Genomic DNA, 20539 nt, shown 5'->3' with positions numbered 1-20539 from the left:
CGTACCTTTTCGCGTTTAGAGGGGATAGATTTAAAAAGTTACGATTGCCAAACTATTTTAGTCGACCCTCCACGCGCAGGTATGGATACCCTTACCTGTGACTTAGTGGCCAACTACGAGAATATTATTTATATATCGTGTAACCCAGAGACCCTTGAACGCGATTTAGATCATTTAACTCGCACACATAACGTTAAGCGCTTTGCGATATTTGATCAGTTCCCTTATACGCATCACATAGAATCGGGTGTTTTCTTACAAAGAAAATAGTGAGTTTAATTTAAATCACTTCCATAAAAAAAGCTCCTTACGGAGCTTTTTTGGTTTTAGCAAATCTTACTTGTTCGCTAAATAGTTAATTAATTTACTAATATCTTCTGGTGCGGTAATACCCGACTCTCGGCCTAGGTTTAATTTGTATTTACCATTTACAATAAAGGTTGGTACGCCACGTAGCGCGCCTTTTTCTTTAAAGTAATTTTGGTCACGCTTCATTTTAGAGCTTAAAGTACGTACCGAGAAGCTTTTGTATAGTTTATCAAACTTATCGCCATCTACACCTTGCGCTACGAACACATCTTTTACATCTGCAAGCTCGTTAAATTTAGCGCGCTTAGTGTGAATGTGATTAAAAATAGCCGCAACAATTTTATCTTTTTGTGGAAGCACTTCTGCTGTTGCCAGTGCTTGACTCATCATTTGTTGGTTTTCTGGATCGCGAACACCGACAAAATCGACATGGCTCTTCTTAAATTTAACGTCTTTGTCTAGCTTTGGCTTAAACTCACCAATTAACGCTTCCATGTTATTACAAGCAGGGCAATAAAATGAGAAAAACTCTTTTACCTCTGGCTTTTTAGTCGCGCGCTCTGCAACTACATCATAATGTACGCCTTCTTCATACGTTGCAGCAAAACTAGTTGCTGCCATGGGTAGTAGTAATGCAAGTAAACCTGCTTTAACTAATTTGATCATTGTTATTGTTCTCCGAGATTAAAGTGTTAGTAAAAAAGCAACTAACTCATTCAGTTCTTGCTGGTTGTTAATCGTATTCATGTTTATTTTATATTTATCGTTTACGATAAAAGTAGGTACACCCGTTAGCGCACCTAATTTTGAATATTTGTTTTGTTTATCTTGCATTGCGCGCTCAGCAGAAATAATTGGCATGCTGGCAATGTCTTGATCAAATGTTGCGCTATCGATACCGTTAACTTCTAGTAACTTTTTAACGTCTTTCATTTGTGTTAAAGGTGCGCGCTGTACATGAATACTTTTAAAAATTTGATCACTGATACTTTGAGCTTGGCCGTGCTTTTTACCAATTAAGTAAGCGTAGCTTAAGTTGCTTTGTGCCTGTGGTGATACACCACCTAAAAAGTTAACGTGATTTTTTATAAATTCAGCACCTTCGGGTAGGCTTTTTTCGATTGCCTTAGCAACGGGCTCAAACTTAAAACAATGTGGGCAGTAAAACGAGAAAAATTCGGTTACTTGTGGCTCTGCGCTTTTTTCTACATCAATAACGGTGTACTGGTTATCAGCTTCAAACTGTGCAGCAAGGGCTGCAAATGGTAAACATAAAAATAGTAGGCTCAGTTTCAATTTTTTAAGCATTGGTATCTCGTGTACTTTTTAAATAAAATTTTATGGCAATAACTTCAGCGGAGCTTCTTGCAGTGCTACAAGCTGCTCTTTAAGTGCTAGAATTTGTTGCTCCCAGTATTTGTCTTCAGCAAACCATGAAAAGTTCCGTACGAACGCCGGATCGCTCCATCGTTTTGCTACCCAACCCATATAATGAATAATACGCATTGCACGAAGCGGTTCAATTAATTTGAGTTGAGTGTGGTCAAAATCACAAAACTCTTCATACGCATTTACAAGGGTGTCTAACTGTAACAGCTGTGTTTGACGATCGCCACTGAGCATCATCCATAAATCTTGAATGGCCGGCCCTTGGCGAGCATCATCTAAATCAACAAACATAAGTGCTTCGCCCGCCCACAAAATGTTACCAGCGTGGCAATCACCATGTAGGCGGATCCCATCTACATTTTTATACTGCGCTTGAACTTGCTCAATAACCAAGTCCAATATGGTATAAAAGGGCGTGCTGAGCGCCATAGGTACCAAATTACTTTTTTGCAGATGAACTTTAGCTGTATGCAAATATTCCTCGCAGCTAAACGTAGACCTGTGCTCAAATGCTTTGCTTTTAGCTACCTGATGCATACGGCCAATTAAACGCCCCATTACATCAAGCTGATCAAGATTATCCACTTCAAATAATCGCCCACCAACACTAGGAAACAATACAAAAACGTAGCCCTGGTGTTCAAATAAGCTTTGTCCGTTGTGCTTAATGGGTGCAACAACGGGTACTTCAGCCTCGGCAAGCTCGAAAGCAAAGTCATGCTCTTCTTGTATTTGCGCTTTGCTCCAGCGCTCTGGTCGGTAAAACTTAACAACATAGCGCAGGCCATCTTCGGCCTTAAACTGGTAGACTCTGTTTTCATAACTGTTCAGTGCTAATAAACCTGACTCGGCATATATACCAACGCTTTCTATTGCATCGAGAATTAAGTCGGGTGTTAAGTCTTCAAAACTAAATTTACTCATGGGCTTCTTAATATAAAAAGCGGGTTACCCCGCTTTTGTTAGTATGTTTATCGCGCTTTAAAAAAGTTACTTGGCTGCGATATGCTTTCATCGGGGTCATTAATCGGTGAAAGTACAAAGTTAAACTCCGTCATTGGCGCTTTTAAATCATACGGGTCCATCACCAGTGATAATGGCACATTATGCGATTGCCCTGCTTGCACTGTAAATGTTTGCTTACCAATGTACTTAAAGTTTTCAAGGCCTTGAACATTAATATTAAAAGTCTGTTCGTACTGCGCCTTGTTGATTACTTTTAATGTATAGGTGTTTTCTACCAAGCCATTAAAGTCAACACGATACAATTGGTTACGGTCTCGTATTATGTCAAAGTCCATAGGCTTTCTAAATGCAATGTTAGCCACCAGCGCACTACTAAGCACCACCAGTATGACCGTGTAACCTATGATTTTAGCTCGCAGTGGGTTGGTTTTATTTTCAGGTGTTTCGAGGTTACGCTCTGTAGTATAAGAAATAAGACCACGCGGATAATTCATTTTATCCATTACACCATCGCAGGCATCAATACATGCACCACAGTTAATACACTCGGCTTGCAAACCATTACGGATATCTATCCCTGTAGGGCACACCTGCACACATAAGTTACAGTCTATACAGTCGCCCATTTCTAAATCTTCGTGGGCAATTTTACGCGAACGTGGGCCTCGGCTTTCGCCGCGTTTTTCATCGTACGTTACGGTATAAGTGTCTTTATCAAACATAGCCGATTGAAAACGCGAATAGGGGCAAATGTGTAAACACATAATTTCGCGCATCCACCCTGCGTTAGCGTAGGTACACGCAGCAAAGAAAATAATACTTACCAGCGCGTAGCCACCTACATTAAAGGTAACAAAGTCAGGGAGTAATTCACGGATAGGCGTAAAGTAGCCAACAAACGTAATCGCCGTATATAAGGCAAATAAAACCCAGCTAGTGTGCTTTGCTGTTTTTCGCCAAAACTTATCAAAGTCCATCGGGCGTTGGTCGAGCTTTTTACGTTGATTCGCTGTACCTTCAAACTTTTCTTCAAACCAAATAAATATAAAAGTCCACACTGTTTGCGGGCAGGTATAGCCACACCATACTCGGCCATAAAAGGTAGTGACCAAAAAAAGTGCAAACGCCGCCAGCATAAATATAAAAGCTAATATAGTGAAGTCTTGCGGCCACAGCGTTAGCCCAAAAATATTGTACTTTTGACCTACTAAATCAAATAACACAGCTTGCTGGCCATTAAAATTTATCCAGGGCAAAAGCATAAAAGCAAGCATGCCTAAAAAGCCTATACGCTGTCTAAGTAACTGATGAAGCCCTTTTACTGCGCGAACATAAATTCGGTTACGTGGATTAAACCTGTCGTCTTGACGGCTTAAATCCGGTTGCTGAATTTTAACCTCTGCAGGTATATTTTTTACTTTAATTTGCTTGTCCATCGAAGTTCCTCAACGCCGCTTGGAAATAAAAACATAGCAATATATGTGTATTCTATACTGTAACTGTAGTTCGTTAGTGGTAAGTGTGATTAGTTTAAATAATCCGCTATTGAATACTTTCAGATATTTCAGAAATATCTAACTGCTGTTGGCTATTATAACAATACTGGCTAATATTACAGGTATAGATTGCTAATAATTTATTCATCTCAGCTACTTGCTTTTAAAGTGCAGTTTATTACACTGCTTGCTAAATTTACCTCACTAAGATCAAGGTTTACGCAGTTATGAAAAAGTTTTTAATTTTAATCATTTTGATCCTTGCGTTTTTTACTATTGATCACCCATTAATTAAAGAGCCTCGCGAAAAACTTTTAGGCGAAGGTGTAGGCTTTTTAAGTGATGCGAGCAAAATAAACCGTAGCCCAGCAGCTAATATGGCTAAAAATCGTATTAGCAGCGCGTTAAAGCTCTCTGAATCTGAGAACGAATATATTGAAAAAACCTTTACCACTGATGATTCAGTGCAGTTATTTCATTTACGTTATTGCCGCGAGCGCGACTTAAATTTATATTTTTACGAAGAGCGTTTAAATACAGTATGTGAAATTGTGTCAGATGCATTAGAACAAAAGAGAGCTAAATAGTGGATTTTTCAAAGTTAAATAAAAAAGCGAGTGACTCTTTTCAGAAACAGCGCACAATACTTAAAAAGCTGTCGCAAGGAAAAACCTTGTACTGTGAACAGTGCGGCGAGGTGTTAACACTCGATTTAGCCACCAATGAACCGGGTAAAGGCGTTGTTAAGTGTAAAAAAGGCTGCACTGATATTATTTTAGAACTTGGCGCTTAATTATCCTAAACGCCGTTTAATACCTAAAGGCTACTCTTCCCACCCTTCATCTGTAATCAGCCCACTGTTTATGGCCACCACCTCAATTAGCTCGGCAAAACCTAATGCAAAGTCGCCCATTGATTCGTACTGATACTGATATAAGGCTTCGAGTGTCATGTTGTTTTGCTGCGCAATTTGTAATCTTGTTTGCTCATCAACAGCAAAAAAGCTAAGCGTACTTAGCGCACTCTCTAGTGCTTCTTTGTACTGAGGCTCTAGCGCAGGAGCTGTTAATAGAGGTTGTGCGTATTCTTGAGTAGCACGTAAAAAACCTTCACTCCAGGCTTGGGTATACTCAAGGTCAAAATCAGCGGGTAACTTGTAACCGGTTTCAAATACTTGCTCGCTAATTTGATGGTACAACGCCATAAATAAAAACAGTATTTCTTCGTCTAAATCGTTAGCCGTATTAGGCACAATCTGCGCTAACCACTGGTGAACTTCTAATGGGCTTGGCGAGCAAATAACCCCAAATAGATAGCCTTGGCTTTGTGTTAATGACATAGCCTGAGGTTGTGTACTCAAAAATGCACTTAATTGCTGTGCGTGTTGTTCGTTAAACTGTGGTAATTGCATTAAATCTCTTTTGTTACATTAAAAATTAAGTGGGTAGCGGCCCTGTGCATCAGGGCGGCCTAAAAACTTAACCGCGTCGTGCACATCTTTGGGTAAGCTGGCATCAGGTTTAACATAGCCTGCTACTTTAAAGTCAAAGTTAGCTTTAAGTGTTGCGTCGGCTTCAAGGCCTAAGGTGTTATCTGGGTCGACTAAAATGGCTATATCGCCCGACTTACAGCTTAACATGCCACTGAGTGGCCCAATATTAAACCAGCCATTAAAGCCTTTAACATCTATATTTGGGCTGGCAATCTCGCCTTTTAATGACTCACAATAAGGCACACCTGAGGTGTACTCATTCAGCTCTAAAATGACACGGCCTTTGGCGGTAGTCGGTATAGGGAGTGCAATACGTTGCATGGCACGCTCTACGGTCGAGCGAATTATACCATCGGTAACGGTAACCACATTATTAAATAGTCCGTAATTCACATCAGCATAGCCCGAAATATCGCTACGCTCACGCGGGTTACCAAATTTTAAGTTAGCATTTAAATTGCCAGTAAATAACTGCCAGCCAGCAATATCCCAGCGAACATTATTTAGCTGTTCGCCTTGATAGCGCACTTGCATCATTTGACCTTGCCACACACTCCCTACGGTTTGCCCTATTTCAAGCTGCTTTGGTAGGTACGGCTTCGCTAGGTCTAACGCAATGGCCGCTGGTAATTTCATTATGCAAAACACAATAAAGCTAATAAAAAATACCACTGATAATATTATTATTTTTTTCATTCATTACTTCTCTAGTACTAAGCGGCTTACACGTACAAACCCTGATTTATCATCTTTGCTTAAATCCAGGTTCTCTACTCTTAAGCCATGCTGATTAACCAGTTCATCTAACCATTCTATTAATTGATTAAACTCTACCGAATCAAGCGTTAAACGTAACGAGTTATTGTTAGGCTGCATCTTGCTTATCGTAATACGGTAGCGGCTACGCGTTGAATTAACCACTTGGCTAATGTTTTGATTGCTGATTGCTTGCGTGTTACCCGCTGCTTTTAACTTTACTATGCTTTCATCAACCCATATGAGCAGCTCTTGCTGAGTGACGTACGACTTTTTGGCTTTATCTATGGCGTTATTTAAAGGCCTAAAAATGCCCATCACTAAAATAAAGATTATAAATATACCACCAGCAATCATAATCAATTGCTGTTCTTGTTCTTTTAGCGAGCGCCAGTATTGCATTATTTGTTGTTTCATACCGCACCTCGCAGTTTTATTTCGCCTACTACAAAATCGCCATCATTATTTAACGACCCTTGCTCAACCGTTAGCCCTTGTTGCTCAAGGATGCTTTTTACTTTACCAAACGTTTGAAAGTCTTTAGCGCGTGCGCGTATTCGTAATTCGTTGCGGCGTTTATCGTAGCGCAGGGTTTCTGGCGTAAATTCGCTTACCTGCGAAAACACACCAACCAATTGGCTGGTCAAATCTAAAAACCCCGCTTCACTTTCACCACTAATGGTTTTAAGCGCGCCCCTGATTTGGCTTTTGATTAAGTTAGGGCGTACTTTAGTTCCGGGGAAAGCTTTTTGGTATCTATCCACCACCTGGGCTTTAGCAAGCTCAACACGCGAGTTAAGTTGATTAAGTTCAATCAGCTTTATGGCAATGGTAGCAAATAAAGCAACACCGGTAATAATGGCTGCGCCCTTCCAATAACCCCACCACAGTGCGCTTTTCTTTTTAAGCTGGTACATACCTTGACGTAAATTAAATTTAACGCTGGTCAGTTGTTTAGCAAATAAAGCCAGTGGTAAATCGTAATCGCTTGCTTGCGAAATTAAGTTAATGCTTTCAGGAAACTGATTAGCCGGGCTGTAATGCTTTACGCTTGGCTCGCCGAGCGCTGTTAAATACTCTTTTAACCAGCTATTTTCAACAGCACTAACGTGCCAATCACCTTTTTTAAATAACCACTGATTATTAAGCTCTATGGCGGTTAATGTATCATCATCACTGGTAGGCAATAGCAGGGCGTCAGGCAAAATGGTGTATACCGCCAAGTTATGTTCAGTAAATAACGCAAGCCAGCCCTCAAACCATTCACGATCGGTTAGGGCAACCTTGATTGCGTGTTGCTCATTAATCATAGTAGGCTCACCAATTGCGATAAATAGCTCATCTATATCGCACGCAATCTCTTCTTCAAGCATGTAGGGCAAAGCTTGCTCTAACTTACGGTTCCATTTAGTAGGTAGCACCACTGTTTTAAGCTGCACTTGATCGCTTGGTAGTAATGCTACTACCTCGCGGGTTTGCGCTTTTTCACTTAGCTCACTTAATCGGCTTGTATCGGCTAATTCTCCACTGGCAATTATTTCTTGTTCTTGTGGTGAGTAAATTAGCCAATTTAATTTATCTTGCTCTGTTTGACCCGTGCGGATCAGCAGTATTTCTGTCACTGTACGCCTCCAAATTTTCGCGCCAGTATCGTTACCTCACCATTTTTTGCATGAAGTAATGTGGTCATCGAAAAACGCAAGTCAACAAACGTTGCTTGCGTTTGTAATTTAAAATATTCACTGTTAATACTAAATAACTCTTTAACTGAGTCTAAATTGGTGCCGCCTTGCTGCTGCACCTCAGAAAAAAATTCGTCTACGCTATCAAACCCAGTCTCTGGGCGGGCTGCTATAACCGCTTCTGCGCCAGATAACGATAATTCGTCAATCATGGCACTTAATATAAGCGCTTGCTCGGGAAGTAACGTATTGGCGTTAACCGACAACATGGTCGTCCCTGGGATAACGCATACATAAGGCAATACCTTTTCCATCACTAACGGATTAAAACCTTTAACCAAACGTAGTTCAGAAGGTGATGCAAATAAACTATTTGCGCTCATATATGGGTAATCACGCGATAAATACTCATCTTCTTCAGCGCCTGAGCGATACGTGATGCTGTTTTCATCTAACCAGTCAAACACACTGTCTGCCATTGCTTCTTCACTTTCTTCGGCTGGTAGGTCCTCGATGTTTTCTAATAACGCAAAAAGTGCTTTATGGGCAGGGTTGGTTTTGCTGGCAGAGTTTATATCTGGCGCCTCCCCTAATGCGTTTAGATTTAAACATGCTTGTAGGTCAGTAATTTTGCCGCTAAGCGTGCCGTTGTCTACAGGGTATTGGGTGTCGCCTTGTGTAGCCCAAACCTGATCTAACGAGGTTTTATCTGGATCATCGTCTTTACTTAACTTGAGTGCCTTAATTGCTAGCTCTTCAGCGCCATAGGCGTACCACTTTGCTTGTTGGTGACCTTGCAGATTAGTGCTTTTTTGAACCTGTACCATTAAATTAGCACTCATTTCTACCGCTAATATCGCGGCCAGTGCAACAATAAACAGCACAATCACTAATGCGGCACCGCGTGATTCGCGCTTATTCATTAATTACTCTCCCCGCTGTTTTTGCCCTGCCCAGGTACTAAAAAAACACGACGAATAGGCTCTGCCTCAATTTGCTGCAAAGTAACCGCAACCGCTTTAGGTAACGCTTTTATCTGCCATTGCTCTTGCCATTCGTTGTTGGCATCTAAAAATTCAAATTTAAGCTCTTCAATACCTTTTAAAACAACTTGTACCCGCGGCTCCATATTATCAAGCTGATCTACATACACTCTGTATACACGCTCTAAATTGTCATCAAGCACTCTATACCCTACGGCTTGTAACTCAGAACGAGACAGCAAATTAATTGGGTTTACCCAGCCATCGCGTACAAAGGCAATACCATCGTATTGGCTTTCTAGTACATAACGCCCTGCTAGTAAGTATTGCTCTTGCGCATCACCAGCTTCGTTACGTACAGTGCGCTGCGTCATTTGGCTAAAGTCTTGGTCCATTAACCTAAATGCGGTTTGTAGACCGTTAAGCTCCGCTATTTTGTCATCAGATGCTTCTTTTGCTTTGGTGGTTGAGTCTAAAATTTGGTGAGTCGCCATAATCACCACAGCCAAAATAGCCATGGCAACCAATACTTCGATTAATGTAAACCCGCGTTGCTTCACTTATTTGCTGCCTTTATTTAAATAAGTTGAAAGCTCGTACACCGATTGCTCGTATTTTTCGTCACTAAATACATTAATGGTCACTTTTACAAAGCTTTTGTCAGCCGTTTTTGCTATTTCTTGCTTCCAAAACCATTCAACGCCCGCCATGACTTCGCTACCGCGTGCGCCATTTTTAGCTTGCCAGTCTTTACCTTTACTACGCTGCACTACCAGTACATTTTCTGCCACCCACGATGCATACGTTTGCTCTTCTAGCGTTGTTAGATGATTTATATGCTCACCGGTTGCCTGCATTGCGGCAATACCAGCCATAGCACAAATACTTAGCGCAACAAGTACTTCAAGTAAGGTAAAGCCTTTATTTAGCCCCATTATTATGGCTCTTTACGTAAGTTAACAGGGGCTGTAAATTCCCCTTCAATATAGTACACAGGCTCGCTTTGCTCTTTTAGTTCAACAATAAGTTGAAACGCGCTTACCTCACCAGATGATAAAATAAGGACTTGCGGTATTTTTAACTTTTCAAGCTCTAGTAAGCTATCGTCATCGCCGCCACTCATAAGCTCGCGCCAATTAGCTTGTTCAAGCAGGTTGTCTTGTGACCAGCTTAACTCTTCTAAATTGAGCGTGAGTTTTAGCCGTTCATCAAGCTCAATAGGCTTGTAAAGGTCTTCGCGGTCAAAGGTAATCCACTTTTCGCCATCAAATACTAAAAACTCTAGGGTATTTTCTTCAACCATTAAGCCCAGCTCTATTTGATTTAAAATAGCAAATTCAGAGGCCATGTTAATGGTGGTATGCAGCCTAAGTGCTTGTGTATCAAGCTCGTCTTCGGCACCGCCTTCTAAGCTGTATACAACCATTTTGGTCGCAAATGCGATAATAGTCAGTACGACTAAAATTTCTATTAAACTAAATCCAGTTTGGTGGGCACGCTTGCGGTTAAGGCTTACTTGCATAGTAAGCCTCGTGCAATCGTAACTAACTGTACTGCTAAGTTAGCTGTCATTACTGCTCGTCTTCGCCCCAGTTACCAATATCATCATCAGTACCGGCTTCGCCATCAGGCCCCATAGAAAAAATATCAAATTTGCCAATCTCACCTGGGCTAATTAGTTGATACTCATTACCCCACGGGTCCTCTGGTAGTTCATTGATAAAACCACCATCTGGAAAACGCTTAGGAACAGGCTCAATATTGGTTTTATTGACTAGTGCTTCTAGGCCTTGCTCTGTGCTTGGGTAGCTTTTATTTTTAAGCTTGTATAAGCTCATAGCATCTTCAAGCTGTTGAATGTCTAGATGTGCTTTATCGATAGCAGCTTCTTCTTGTTGGCCCATAATATTAGGCGCCACAATTGACATAATCATCCCGATAATAACCAATACCACCATTACTTCGAGTAAAGAAAAACCTGATTGTTTATTCACGTAAATACCTCATTTTCCAAAACATAATTTAACTGGGCGTCATCTAAGTTAATGCTAACTTAGCTCCCCCTTAAAGCTTAAAGTCCTACCGCTTTATTCATTGCCATAATTGGCTGTAAAATAGCCATTACTATAAACAAAACAATCACCGCCATAGAGGCGATCATTGCTGGTTCTAATAATTTTAATGATACATTTACCATGCTCTCAAACTCGCGATCTTGATTATTAGCCGCGCGTTCAAGCATTTGTTCTAGCTCACCTGATTTTTCACCACTGGCAATCATATGCAGCATCATCGGTGGAAATAATTTAGTTTGCTGTAAAGCCGCTCTCAGGCTTGCACCTTCACTGACTCTATCAGCTGCATCTGCGACCGATTTTTTCATTTTTTCATTTGCCAATACCCCACCCGATATACGCATACCTTCAAGTAGTGGCACAGAGCTTGACGACAAAATACTCAGCGTTCTAGCAAAACGCGCTGTATTAATACCCCGCGCGACTTTACCAAAACCAGGCATATGTAGAACGCGATCGTCCCACCAAAAGCGAATTTTAGGTTGTTTAAGCGCATGCTTAATACTGACTGCCAGCGCAGTAATGATTAACAAACTTATAAACCAATAATTTTGTACAAAGTAACTGCCCGCCATAACCCACTCAGTCGTCCAGGGTAATACTTGCTTAGTTTTTTCGAAAGTTTTTAAGATTTTAGGCACGACCGTACCAAGTAACACTGAAACAATACCAATGGCAAAAATAACCAAAATGGTTGGGTAAACCATGGCTTGCGTAATTTGACTACGCATGTGTTGGCGTTGTTCGGTGTAATCGGCAAGGCGATTTAATACTTGGTCAAGGTGCCCTGATTTTTCACCTGCGGCGACCATTGCTCGGTATAAATCGTCAAAAACATGTGGAAACTCACTCATGCCATCAGCCAAAGTGTAACCTTCTACAACCTTGGATCGGACCGACATAAGCATACGTTTTAAGCGGGGCTTTTCACATTGCTCTGCCACCGCCATTACAGCTCCTTCAACTGGCAATGCCGATTGAATGAGCGTGGCAAGCTGACGCGTAATAAGCGCCAAATCAGAGGTTGATACACTGGGTTTAAAAAAACGACTTAATAACGGCGTTTTTGCACCACTAACTTGTTTGTCACCTTCTGCTGCTGGGATAACTTCAAGTGGCGTAAGTTTTTTTTCGCGAAGTGCTTGGCGAATTTGCTTAGCAGTATCAGCTTCTAAAATGCCTTTTTGCTCTTTCCCTCGGCCATCAAGGGCACGGTATTCAAACGCCGCCATGGTTAGGCTTCCTCGCGGGTAACGCGTAAAATTTCTTCAAGGGTTGTTTTGCCTGCCAGTACGCGGCTACAGCCATCTTGGCGAATGCTTGGGCTTTTTTGGCGAATGTATTTTTCAACACTTTGCTCGCCTTTACCACTGTGGATCATTTCACGAATTTCTTCATCCACTACCAGTAATTCATGAATACCAGTACGGCCACGATAACCATTAAAGTTACATTCCTCGCACCCGACTGCGCGGTAAATTGTAGGGGCATTCTCAACAGAAACACCTAATAGCTGACACTCACGCTCATCGGCCGTGTGACCTTCTTTACAACTATTACATAAAGTACGTACTAAACGCTGCGACAGCACGCCTAACAATGACGATGAAAGTAAGAATGGCTCTACACCCATGTCTTCCATACGGGTAATTGCGCCCGAGGCAGTATTGGTATGCAGTGTAGACATAACTAAGTGACCGGTAAGCGATGCTTGTACACCAATTTGTGCGGTTTCAAGGTCACGTATTTCACCTACCATAACAACATCAGGATCTTGGCGTAGTATTGCACGAAGCCCGCGGGCAAAGGTCATATCGACTTTAGTGTTAACTTGGGTTTGACCAATACCCGGAATTTCGTACTCTATTGGGTCTTCTACCGTTAAAATATTACGATCGCGAGAGTTTATTTGGCTCATACCGGCGTACAAGGTGGTACTTTTACCAGAGCCCGTTGGGCCGGTAACCAAAATAATACCGTGAGGTTTACTAATTAGTTCAGCAAAGCGCTCTCGATTTTGTGTCGTCATTCCTAAATCTTCAAGATTCAAGCGAGCGTTATTTTTGTCAAGCAAACGAAGTACTACACGCTCACCAAAGCTTGATGGCATGGTAGATACACGTACATCTACTGCACGCCCGGCAATACGCAAGCTAATACGACCATCTTGAGGTATACGTTTTTCTGCGATATCTAGCTTCGCCATTACCTTAATACGCGAAACCAATAACGAGGCTAGCTTACGGTTAGGCTTGAGGACTTCTTTTAATACGCCATCAACCCTAAAACGAATCACAAGCTCTTGTTCAAAGGTTTCGATATGTATATCGGAGGCACCTTCTTTAATTGCTTCGCTCAGCATAGCGTTGATTAGCTTGATGATAGGCGCATCATCATCGCCGGCTAATAAATCTTCCGTTTGCGGCAACTCATCGGCAAGGGAGAATAAATCAACCTCGTTACCAATATCTTCCATCATTTGTTGTGTTTCAGAGCTATCGCGCTGGTACGCAGCCTCTAGTAACAATTCAAATTTGTCGTCAGCTAATTGTTCAAGTGTAAAACCTTTACCTGCAATGCGACGTACCTCTAGCAATACGTCAACATTTAGCTCACCGCGGTAATACACAACCTGCTGCTCATCACTTTGACTCAGCAGCACACCCGCTCTGCGCGCATACGAAAAAGGCAAACGCTTTGGGGGCAACTCAACTAAGTCGTTACTTGTAAGTAACTCCTCAGACCGTGGTTCATCGCTACGATGAGCCACGTCTTCGTTTATTTGTTCTATCGCGCTAGTCATCTTCACGCTCTGCACGTTCTTTAGAGCTTAATGCTTTTAAGTGCTCTTCATAAGTTGGTGGCAGAATAAGCTCATCATCCCACGATGGAAGTAAAGGAACATCTGAATTTGGCATAAGCTCTATACCATCTTCTTGCTCTTTCATTTGCTCGCCACGGATAAAGTTATACTTGTTAAAGCTTAACTTATTCATATTAACGCCATCTCGGATAATCGTCGGGCGAATAAATACAATAAGATTACGCTTACGCTTGGTCGTATTTGTTGACTTAAATAAGTGTCCTAAAATAGGGATGTCACCTAAAATAGGCACCTTAGATACACTTTCTTGTACGTCTTCATCAATTAAACCGCCTAATACAACCATACCGCCATCATCAGCCATTACTGTGGTTGTGATCGCGCGCTTATTAACAGAAATATCAACCGCTGTTGCACCACTGACACTCGATACCTCTTGTTCAATTAATAACTGTACTGCTGAGCCATCGTTAATTTGTGGAGTTACTTTTAATTTTACACCTACTTCTTTGCGTTCAATGGTCTGAAATGGGTTATCGTTATTACTACCTGTTTGCGAACCAGTAATAATAGGCACTTCTTGACCTACTATCATCGACGCTTCCTCGTTATCCATGGTCGTAATAGAAGGCGTCGCCAAAATATTTGAGTTGGTATCGGTTGATACTGCTTGAATAATGGCACCCCAGTCGTTTTTAACTAAACCAAACGCCAAGCCATTTACACCACTTAGTAATGAAGCAAGTGCAGTGTAGTCGCCTTCGGTTGTTTCATCGTAACTCGTTACGTTACCTGACTCTGTGCCTATTATAGTTTGCGTATTTGTGGTGTCTTGCGCTTGAATACCGGCAACCGCTAAAGAACCTACAGGTACCGTTGAGCCATTATTAAATTGCAGCATACCACCGTCTTCTGAAATCCACTGCGTACCTAAGTTAACACCATCGGCTTCCATCACTTCTACAATTATGGCTTCTACGAGTACTTGCGCACGTCGAATATCGAGCCTATCAATCACAGCCTCTAATGAGCGCATCGTGTCTGGCTGAGCTGTAATAACTAATGAGTTAGAATCAGGGTGGGCTTCAATGCTGGTATCATTTTTACTGGTTGTACGGGTTTTACTTGTGCCTTTTCCATCTTCTGCAAGCGTTTTACTCACGCCTTGTAGTACTTTTACTAAATCTTCTGCTTTGGCGTAGTTTAAGTAAAATACTTTGGTGTTGCCTTGGCTTTCAAGCTCACCATCAAGGCGCTTAATTAATTCTATTGCGCGAGTACGTGCCTGGCCTTCACCGCTTACAATTACACTATTGGTACGTCCATCAGCAACTACCTTAGGAATCAAAAATTCAGGTACGCTCCCCTTGCCGCTGTCTTTGTAAATATTCTCAACTACCGATACAACATCATCTGCCGTTGCATATTTAAGCTTTACAATATCGACACGCTTATCACCGGCTTGATCCACTGAGCGAATAATTTCAACTAAGCGATTAACTGAAGCTGCATGTCCTGTCAGCATCATAACGTTTGCAGCATTAAAGTTTGCTACATGGCCACCGTCTTTTTGGTCGCTAAATTGACGCACCAATGGACCAAGTTCTTGAACACTTACATTTTTAACGCGGACCACACGGGTGATCATCATATCGCCCGATGCTGCACTATTTTCGGTAATGAGTGGAACATTTGATTTTTTAGCGTCGGAGCTTTTTTCAATCTTAATGATACCGTTGTCCATTTCTACTGCAGAGTAGCCATACACTTCGAGTACATTTAAGAAAAATTGGTAGTACAGCGCTTCGTCCATCAACTCATAGCTACGCACATTTACTTTGCCGCGTACATTTGGGTCAATGATCACTGTTTTATTAAGGTTCTTACCAACAATATTGATAAACTCGTTGATATCCGTGCCTTTAAAGTTGGCAGCATATTCAACAGCTGAAACCGACAACGAAATACTGGCTGCTAAAAAAAGTGCTGCATACTTAGCTAACCCTTTTTTAATTTTTTTGAGGTGTAGCACCTGTACCATTATGTTAAAACTCCAAAGCTAAGTTATTGCAGGCTAAATTGCACATCGATTTGCTCACCATCACGCTCAATTGTAATTGTGGCATCGCTAGTATTGCGCAGCTCATTGATAGCTGCCATGGCCTGTTGTAAGTCTGTTAGTTGGTAACCGTTAATTGCAACGGCTAAATCATTATTTTGTAAGCCCATTTGTTTAAAAAGTGCTGGCTCTTTACCTGGGCTCAAACGATAGCCGATTAACTCACCATCGCTCATTGCTTGTGAAACACGAATATAATCAAATAACTTGCCAGGCTCACTTAGTAGCTCTTCCCGTGTTTCTCTTAGTGCTTCTTTTACATCAGGGTCAGCGGTTGCGTTAATTTGTAATTCGTTTTGAGCTACTTTTTTTGGGTTCAGATTTTGCTCTTTACGGGCGGCGAGCACAGGCATAGAGACTTTTTTAGTAAAATCGAGACCATCTAGCATCAGCGTCTCAAATCGACTGTTAACACTCAAAATAACGCGATCTGGAAGTATTTGAGCAACCTTTGCTCGTGTCCCCTGTACAACCTCTTCTGCTAAATAGCTAATTTGTCGACCTTGCGACTCGATAATAGCCACACCCGCTTGATCATCGTTACTTACAGCAACAATCCCCGTTAAGTTAATACTTAAACGTGTTTCTGGGGCATTATTAATGACTTCGTTTTGCTGCGCAGTATTAGGTTTATTTGTTACAGTTTTTTTACCAAACAGAAATTGCTCTATAATATTTTGTACAGAGGTAGTATTAGCTACTTTTGCACCAGCAGAGTAATGTGCAGGAGTAAGCGGTGCACTAAGAGGTTGAGGCCATAAAAGCCAAACTAATTTTGAGAGTAAATAAGCAAGATAAACAACAACTAACAACGTAACTACTGCGCTTAATTTAGCATGGGGTAGCCGTGTTAAAAATTGTTTAAGCTGTTGAATTTGCTGTTCCATAATAATGTTCTTATTTTAATTTACTGCATAAGCGCGTACCCATAGTACCCTTTCATTTTTCATTCAACAAGCACACTAATATTAAACTTTGTAAACAGATTAATATAACAATGTGATAGTGCTCAAAAAACAAGCGTACGCTGTAGTACCTTCATCGTACGATGATTTCATGGTAATTTTACGTTATATAAGTAGTCGATTGAAGAAGCCTAATGAGTAAAAAAAGTAATACTAGTACTAACTCAGACCTCAGTACTGAGCTAAAAGTTCGATTAGATAAATGGTTGTGGGCCGCGCGCTTTTACAAAACTCGTGCACTTGCACGCGACATGGTGCAAGGCGGCAAAGTACATTATAATGGGCAACGTACTAAAGCGAGTAAAATTGTAGAGGTTGGCGCAACGATAAGACTTATCCAAGGCGTAGATGAAAAGGTTATCAACGTACTAAAAGTGCTTGAAAAACGCCAAAGTGCCCCCATTGCACAGACCTTGTATCAAGAAACTGACGCAAGTATTGAAAAACGCGAAGAAAACGCCATCGCACGCAAAAATAACAGCTTCTTTGCTCCACATCCGGATAAAAAGCCCGATAAAAAGCAAAGGCGCGAACTTTTAAAAATGAAATCAAGTTAGGTATAGCCGCTCATGCAACAAGATTTACTTCACCGTTATTTATTCGACAAACTCGATGTTCGTGGCGAACTCGTGCAAATTGAGCACGCCTACAATGAGATGATAGCTAATCACAATTACCCAGAACCAGTAAAAGCATTGTTAGGTGAGTTACTCGTCGCAACATGCTTATTAACAGCCACTTTAAAATTTGAAGGTGAAATAGCGGTTCAACTACAAGGCGACGGCCCTGTTAAGTACGCTGTAATTAACGGCGATGATAAGCAAAACATGCGCGGTATTGCACGCATGCAAAGCGAGGTTAGCGGCACAACAGTAAAAGAGCTTGTAGGTAAAGGTTATATGGTTATTACCATTACCCCAACTAAAGGCGAGCGTTATCAAGGCATAGTACCTCTTGAGCACGATACATTAAGTGAGTGTATCGAAAGCTACTTTGAGCAATCAGAACAGTTAAAAACTCGACTATGGTTTGCAACTAATACAAGCGAAGGTAAAGCAAAAGCCTGCGGACTGTTTTTACAAGTACTCCCCGTTGATAAACAAAAGTCAATTGATGACTTTACTCACTTAGAAGCGCTAAGCGATACAATTAAACGCGAAGAATTACTAGAGCTTGATGCTAATACTGTATTAACTCGATTATACCACGAAGATAACCCTCGCGTTTTTGACCCGCAAGCAATTACTTTTAAATGTGGCTGTAGTAGAGAAAAAACCATCACTGCGCTAGTTAATGTTGGCCAACAAGCATTATTAGATGATGTCGCTAAAAATGGGGTTGTTAACATTAGCTGCCACTATTGTTTAAAAGAATATGTTTTTAATGAGCAAGAAATTAAAAACATCTTTAATTAAACTCCCGCCACACTATTAAATATAAAGCCGCAAAAATTGCGGTTTTATATTATAAAATGATGATACCGGTGTCATGAATTTTGCTAATTTACTGACACCGGTATCATTGAAATTATTCATGTTTTTTAGCAAATATATGTGTTTTTAGAGGCTTTACAGGCTCGAATATCTCAAATCCTTCTGTTACTATAATTTTAGCTTAAGGGAACTAAGAACCCAGAGCTATCCCGTTCAAACTCTCACACATAGTTAGGTATAAACATGACTACAAGCGCAACACGTTTTGTCGATTTAACCGCAGCTGAACTTGTCGAGCACGCGATTCGTCGTGGCGAAGGGACACTAGCCGCAAATGGAGCCTTTGTTGCAATTACAGGCAAGCGCACTGGTCGCTCACCTAAAGATCGCTTTATTGTAAAAGAAGCGACAACACAAGATGATATCCAATGGGGTAATGTAAACCGCCCATTCGATGCTGATAAATTTGACGCTTTATGGGCTCGCGTAGAAGCACACGTGCAAAGTAATGACCACTTCACCTCTCACCTAGAAGTTGGCGCAGATCCTGAGCACTATCTACCTGTAGTAGTTACTACAGAAACCGCGTGGCACCATATTTTTGCTAAAAACATGTTTATTGAGCCTAAAAACTATAATGCATCTGATTTACCCCAATGGCAGGTAATGAATGTTCCTTCGTTTGTTTGTGACCCACAGCGTGATGGCACCAACAGCGACGGTACGGTTATTATTAACTTTGCTCAGCGCAAAGTGCTACTTGCAGGTATGCGTTATGCCGGTGAAATGAAAAAATCGATGTTCTCCGTTCAAAACTTTCTTCTTCCAGCAAAAGGTGTATTACCAATGCACTGCTCTGCTAACGTAGGTGAAGCGGGTGATACAGCATTGTTCTTTGGCTTATCAGGCACTGGTAAAACGACTTTATCAGCCGATCCTACACGCTTTTTAATTGGTGACGACGAACACGGTTGGGCACCCGGAAGCGTATTTAATATCGAAGGCGGCTGTTACGCTAAATGTATCGACCTCTCACAAAAAAATGAGCCAGTGATCTGGAATGCTATTCGCTTTGGTACAATTTTAGAAAATGTTGTATTGGATGAAACGCGCACACCTGACTTTAATGATACAAGCTTGACACAAAACAGCCGTGCTGCTTACCCGCTAGAGCACGTAGAAAAGCGAAAAGTAGAAAACCGTGCTGGCGAGCCTAAAGCTGTTGTATTTTTAACCTGTGATGTAAGCGGTGTTTTACCACCGGTTTCAATACTTAGCGAAGAGGCCGCTGCTTTTCACTTTTTAAGTGGTTACACAGCTAAAGTAGGCTCAACAGAGATTGGCTCAACTAGCGATATTGAATCTACATTCTCAACATGTTTTGGCGCCCCTTTCTTCCCTCGCCCTGCAGGTGTATACGCAGAACTACTAATGAAGCGCGTACGCGAATTTGGCGCAAAGGTTTACCTTGTTAATACAGGATGGACAGGCGGTCCATACGGCACCGGTGAGCGTTTTGATATTCCAACTACGCGCGCTGTAATAGATGCAATTGTCTCTGGCAAGTTAGCCGATGTAGAAACTCAGCATATCGATGTATTAAACCTAGACGTACCTGTAGAAGCCCCTGGTGTAGATAGCAAGCTTCTTAACCCAATTAATACATGGGACGATAAAGCAAAATACAACGAATATGCAGCAAAACTTGCTGCTGACTTCACTGAAAACTTCGCTAAATACGATGTTTCAGAAGCAATCAAATCAGCAGGTCCAAAAGCTTAATACTAAGCTTACCTTAAGATAAAGAAACGCCAGCTATATGCTGGCGTTTTTGTTTTGGGTGATGAGTTAGCGAGTTTGAAAGAGTAAAGTTAGCAAGGGGAAAGTTTTAAGGCCTCGCGTAGGTTGGGTAGTGCGAAGCGAAACCCAACGCAGAGCTATCAGCCGTCAGCGATCAGCCGCGCGGTGGAGGTGTTTGGTGCTGCGACTTCCTATACAATTAGGCTCTAGGCAAAGTGTACATGTAGGAATGGTTTTAGCCATGAATGTG

The 20539-nt window shown here is 41.5% G+C and carries 22 protein-coding genes and 1 pseudogene; 6 read left to right on the top strand and 17 right to left on the bottom strand.

The window, feature by feature from the left end; translation table 11 throughout:
• Nucleotides 1–270 (top strand): annotated as a pseudogene (locus AABI99_RS13805) (tRNA (uridine(54)-C5)-methyltransferase TrmA); the annotation flags it as partial.
• Between the two features lie 66 nt (nucleotides 271–336).
• Here AABI99_RS13805 and AABI99_RS13800 read toward each other — a convergent pair.
• The 4 genes from AABI99_RS13800 to ccoG are packed head-to-tail and all read right to left on the bottom strand — an operon-like array spanning nucleotide 337 to nucleotide 4100.
• Complete coding sequence (locus AABI99_RS13800) at nucleotides 337–975, bottom strand: thiol:disulfide interchange protein DsbA/DsbL (RefSeq protein ID WP_286245471.1); 639 nt, start codon at nucleotides 973–975, stop codon at nucleotides 337–339.
• 18 nt (nucleotides 976–993) lie between these two features.
• The gene (locus tag AABI99_RS13795) at nucleotides 994–1617 is read right to left on the bottom strand and encodes a thiol:disulfide interchange protein DsbA/DsbL (RefSeq protein ID WP_338366470.1); all 624 of its coding nucleotides are present in this window, start codon (nucleotides 1615–1617) and stop codon (nucleotides 994–996) included.
• 30 nt (nucleotides 1618–1647) lie between these two features.
• Nucleotides 1648–2622 (bottom strand): serine/threonine protein kinase, encoded by a 975-nt coding sequence (locus tag AABI99_RS13790; RefSeq protein WP_338366469.1) that lies wholly within the window; start codon nucleotides 2620–2622, stop codon nucleotides 1648–1650.
• Nucleotides 2623–2669: 47 nt separating this feature from the next.
• Nucleotides 2670–4100 carry a cytochrome c oxidase accessory protein CcoG gene (ccoG, locus tag AABI99_RS13785; RefSeq protein ID WP_338366468.1) on the bottom strand — a complete coding sequence of 477 codons (1431 nt, stop codon included), beginning with the start codon at nucleotides 4098–4100 and terminating at the stop codon, nucleotides 2670–2672.
• Between the two features lie 287 nt (nucleotides 4101–4387).
• On the opposite strand from ccoG, the gene AABI99_RS13780 reads away from it, so the two are divergent.
• Both AABI99_RS13780 and AABI99_RS13775 read left to right on the top strand, forming a co-directional pair.
• Nucleotides 4388–4747 (top strand): hypothetical protein, encoded by a 360-nt coding sequence (locus AABI99_RS13780; protein WP_338366467.1) that lies wholly within the window; start codon nucleotides 4388–4390, stop codon nucleotides 4745–4747.
• Nucleotides 4747–4953: a hypothetical protein gene (locus tag AABI99_RS13775; protein ID WP_338366466.1), complete on the top strand. Its 207-nt coding sequence runs from the start codon at nucleotides 4747–4749 to the stop codon at nucleotides 4951–4953. Before AABI99_RS13780 ends, AABI99_RS13775 begins: the two co-directional genes overlap by 1 nt.
• A gap of 30 nt (nucleotides 4954–4983) precedes the next feature.
• Here the strand turns inward: AABI99_RS13775 and AABI99_RS13770 are convergent, their stop codons facing one another.
• From AABI99_RS13770 to gspC, 13 genes are all read right to left on the bottom strand, one after another.
• Nucleotides 4984–5571 carry a UPF0149 family protein gene (locus AABI99_RS13770; RefSeq protein WP_338366465.1) on the bottom strand — a complete coding sequence of 196 codons (588 nt, stop codon included), beginning with the start codon at nucleotides 5569–5571 and terminating at the stop codon, nucleotides 4984–4986.
• Between the two features lie 18 nt (nucleotides 5572–5589).
• Nucleotides 5590–6348 (bottom strand): type II secretion system protein N, encoded by a 759-nt coding sequence (locus tag AABI99_RS13765; protein ID WP_338366464.1) that lies wholly within the window; start codon nucleotides 6346–6348, stop codon nucleotides 5590–5592.
• A 3-nt stretch (nucleotides 6349–6351) separates the two neighbouring features.
• The gene (locus AABI99_RS13760; RefSeq protein WP_338366463.1) at nucleotides 6352–6825 is read right to left on the bottom strand and encodes a type II secretion system protein M; all 474 of its coding nucleotides are present in this window, start codon (nucleotides 6823–6825) and stop codon (nucleotides 6352–6354) included.
• On the bottom strand, nucleotides 6822–8030 hold the full coding sequence (gene gspL, locus AABI99_RS13755; protein ID WP_338366462.1) for a type II secretion system protein GspL: 1209 nt from the start codon (nucleotides 8028–8030) through the stop codon (nucleotides 6822–6824). The genes AABI99_RS13760 and gspL overlap by 4 nt, the downstream gene beginning before the upstream one ends.
• Nucleotides 8027–9013, bottom strand: coding sequence for a type II secretion system minor pseudopilin GspK (gspK, locus tag AABI99_RS13750; RefSeq protein WP_338366461.1), 987 nt, complete (start codon nucleotides 9011–9013; stop codon nucleotides 8027–8029). The genes gspL and gspK overlap by 4 nt, the downstream gene beginning before the upstream one ends.
• Nucleotides 9013–9633: a type II secretion system minor pseudopilin GspJ gene (gene gspJ / locus AABI99_RS13745; RefSeq protein ID WP_338366460.1), complete on the bottom strand. Its 621-nt coding sequence runs from the start codon at nucleotides 9631–9633 to the stop codon at nucleotides 9013–9015. The genes gspK and gspJ overlap by 1 nt, the downstream gene beginning before the upstream one ends.
• Nucleotides 9634–10008: a type II secretion system minor pseudopilin GspI gene (gspI, locus tag AABI99_RS13740; protein ID WP_338366459.1), complete on the bottom strand. Its 375-nt coding sequence runs from the start codon at nucleotides 10006–10008 to the stop codon at nucleotides 9634–9636. It lies immediately after the preceding gene.
• Between the two features lie 2 nt (nucleotides 10009–10010).
• A complete protein-coding gene (locus AABI99_RS13735) occupies nucleotides 10011–10595 on the bottom strand; it encodes a prepilin-type N-terminal cleavage/methylation domain-containing protein (RefSeq protein WP_338366458.1) in 585 nt (194 codons plus the stop codon).
• A 49-nt stretch (nucleotides 10596–10644) separates the two neighbouring features.
• Entirely contained in the window at nucleotides 10645–11067 is a 423-nt protein-coding gene (gene gspG, locus AABI99_RS13730; RefSeq protein WP_338366457.1) for a type II secretion system major pseudopilin GspG, read from the bottom strand.
• A 77-nt stretch (nucleotides 11068–11144) separates the two neighbouring features.
• Entirely contained in the window at nucleotides 11145–12380 is a 1236-nt protein-coding gene (gene gspF, locus AABI99_RS13725) for a type II secretion system inner membrane protein GspF (RefSeq protein WP_338366456.1), read from the bottom strand.
• 2 nt (nucleotides 12381–12382) lie between these two features.
• Nucleotides 12383–13951, bottom strand: coding sequence for a type II secretion system ATPase GspE (gene gspE / locus AABI99_RS13720; RefSeq protein ID WP_338366455.1), 1569 nt, complete (start codon nucleotides 13949–13951; stop codon nucleotides 12383–12385).
• A complete protein-coding gene (gene gspD, locus AABI99_RS13715; RefSeq protein WP_338366454.1) occupies nucleotides 13944–16013 on the bottom strand; it encodes a type II secretion system secretin GspD in 2070 nt (689 codons plus the stop codon). Before gspD ends, gspE begins: the two co-directional genes overlap by 8 nt.
• A 23-nt stretch (nucleotides 16014–16036) precedes the next feature.
• The gene (gene gspC, locus AABI99_RS13710) at nucleotides 16037–16978 is read right to left on the bottom strand and encodes a type II secretion system protein GspC (RefSeq protein ID WP_338366453.1); all 942 of its coding nucleotides are present in this window, start codon (nucleotides 16976–16978) and stop codon (nucleotides 16037–16039) included.
• A gap of 212 nt (nucleotides 16979–17190) precedes the next feature.
• Between gspC and hslR the strand changes: the two genes are divergently transcribed.
• The 3 genes from hslR (at nucleotide 17191) to AABI99_RS13695 (ending at nucleotide 20271) form a co-directional block, all read left to right on the top strand.
• Nucleotides 17191–17613 carry a ribosome-associated heat shock protein Hsp15 gene (gene hslR, locus AABI99_RS13705; RefSeq protein WP_338366452.1) on the top strand — a complete coding sequence of 141 codons (423 nt, stop codon included), beginning with the start codon at nucleotides 17191–17193 and terminating at the stop codon, nucleotides 17611–17613.
• A gap of 12 nt (nucleotides 17614–17625) precedes the next feature.
• Entirely contained in the window at nucleotides 17626–18471 is an 846-nt protein-coding gene (gene hslO, locus AABI99_RS13700) for an Hsp33 family molecular chaperone HslO (RefSeq protein ID WP_338366451.1), read from the top strand.
• A gap of 261 nt (nucleotides 18472–18732) precedes the next feature.
• Nucleotides 18733–20271: a phosphoenolpyruvate carboxykinase gene (locus AABI99_RS13695; RefSeq protein WP_338366450.1), complete on the top strand. Its 1539-nt coding sequence runs from the start codon at nucleotides 18733–18735 to the stop codon at nucleotides 20269–20271.
• Nucleotides 20272–20539: the final 268 nt, after the last annotated feature.

The organism is uncultured Pseudoalteromonas sp. (genome assembly GCF_963922945.1).
GTDB lineage: Bacteria > Pseudomonadota > Gammaproteobacteria > Enterobacterales > Alteromonadaceae > Pseudoalteromonas.
This window is presented reverse-complemented; position numbering and strand designations above follow the sequence as displayed.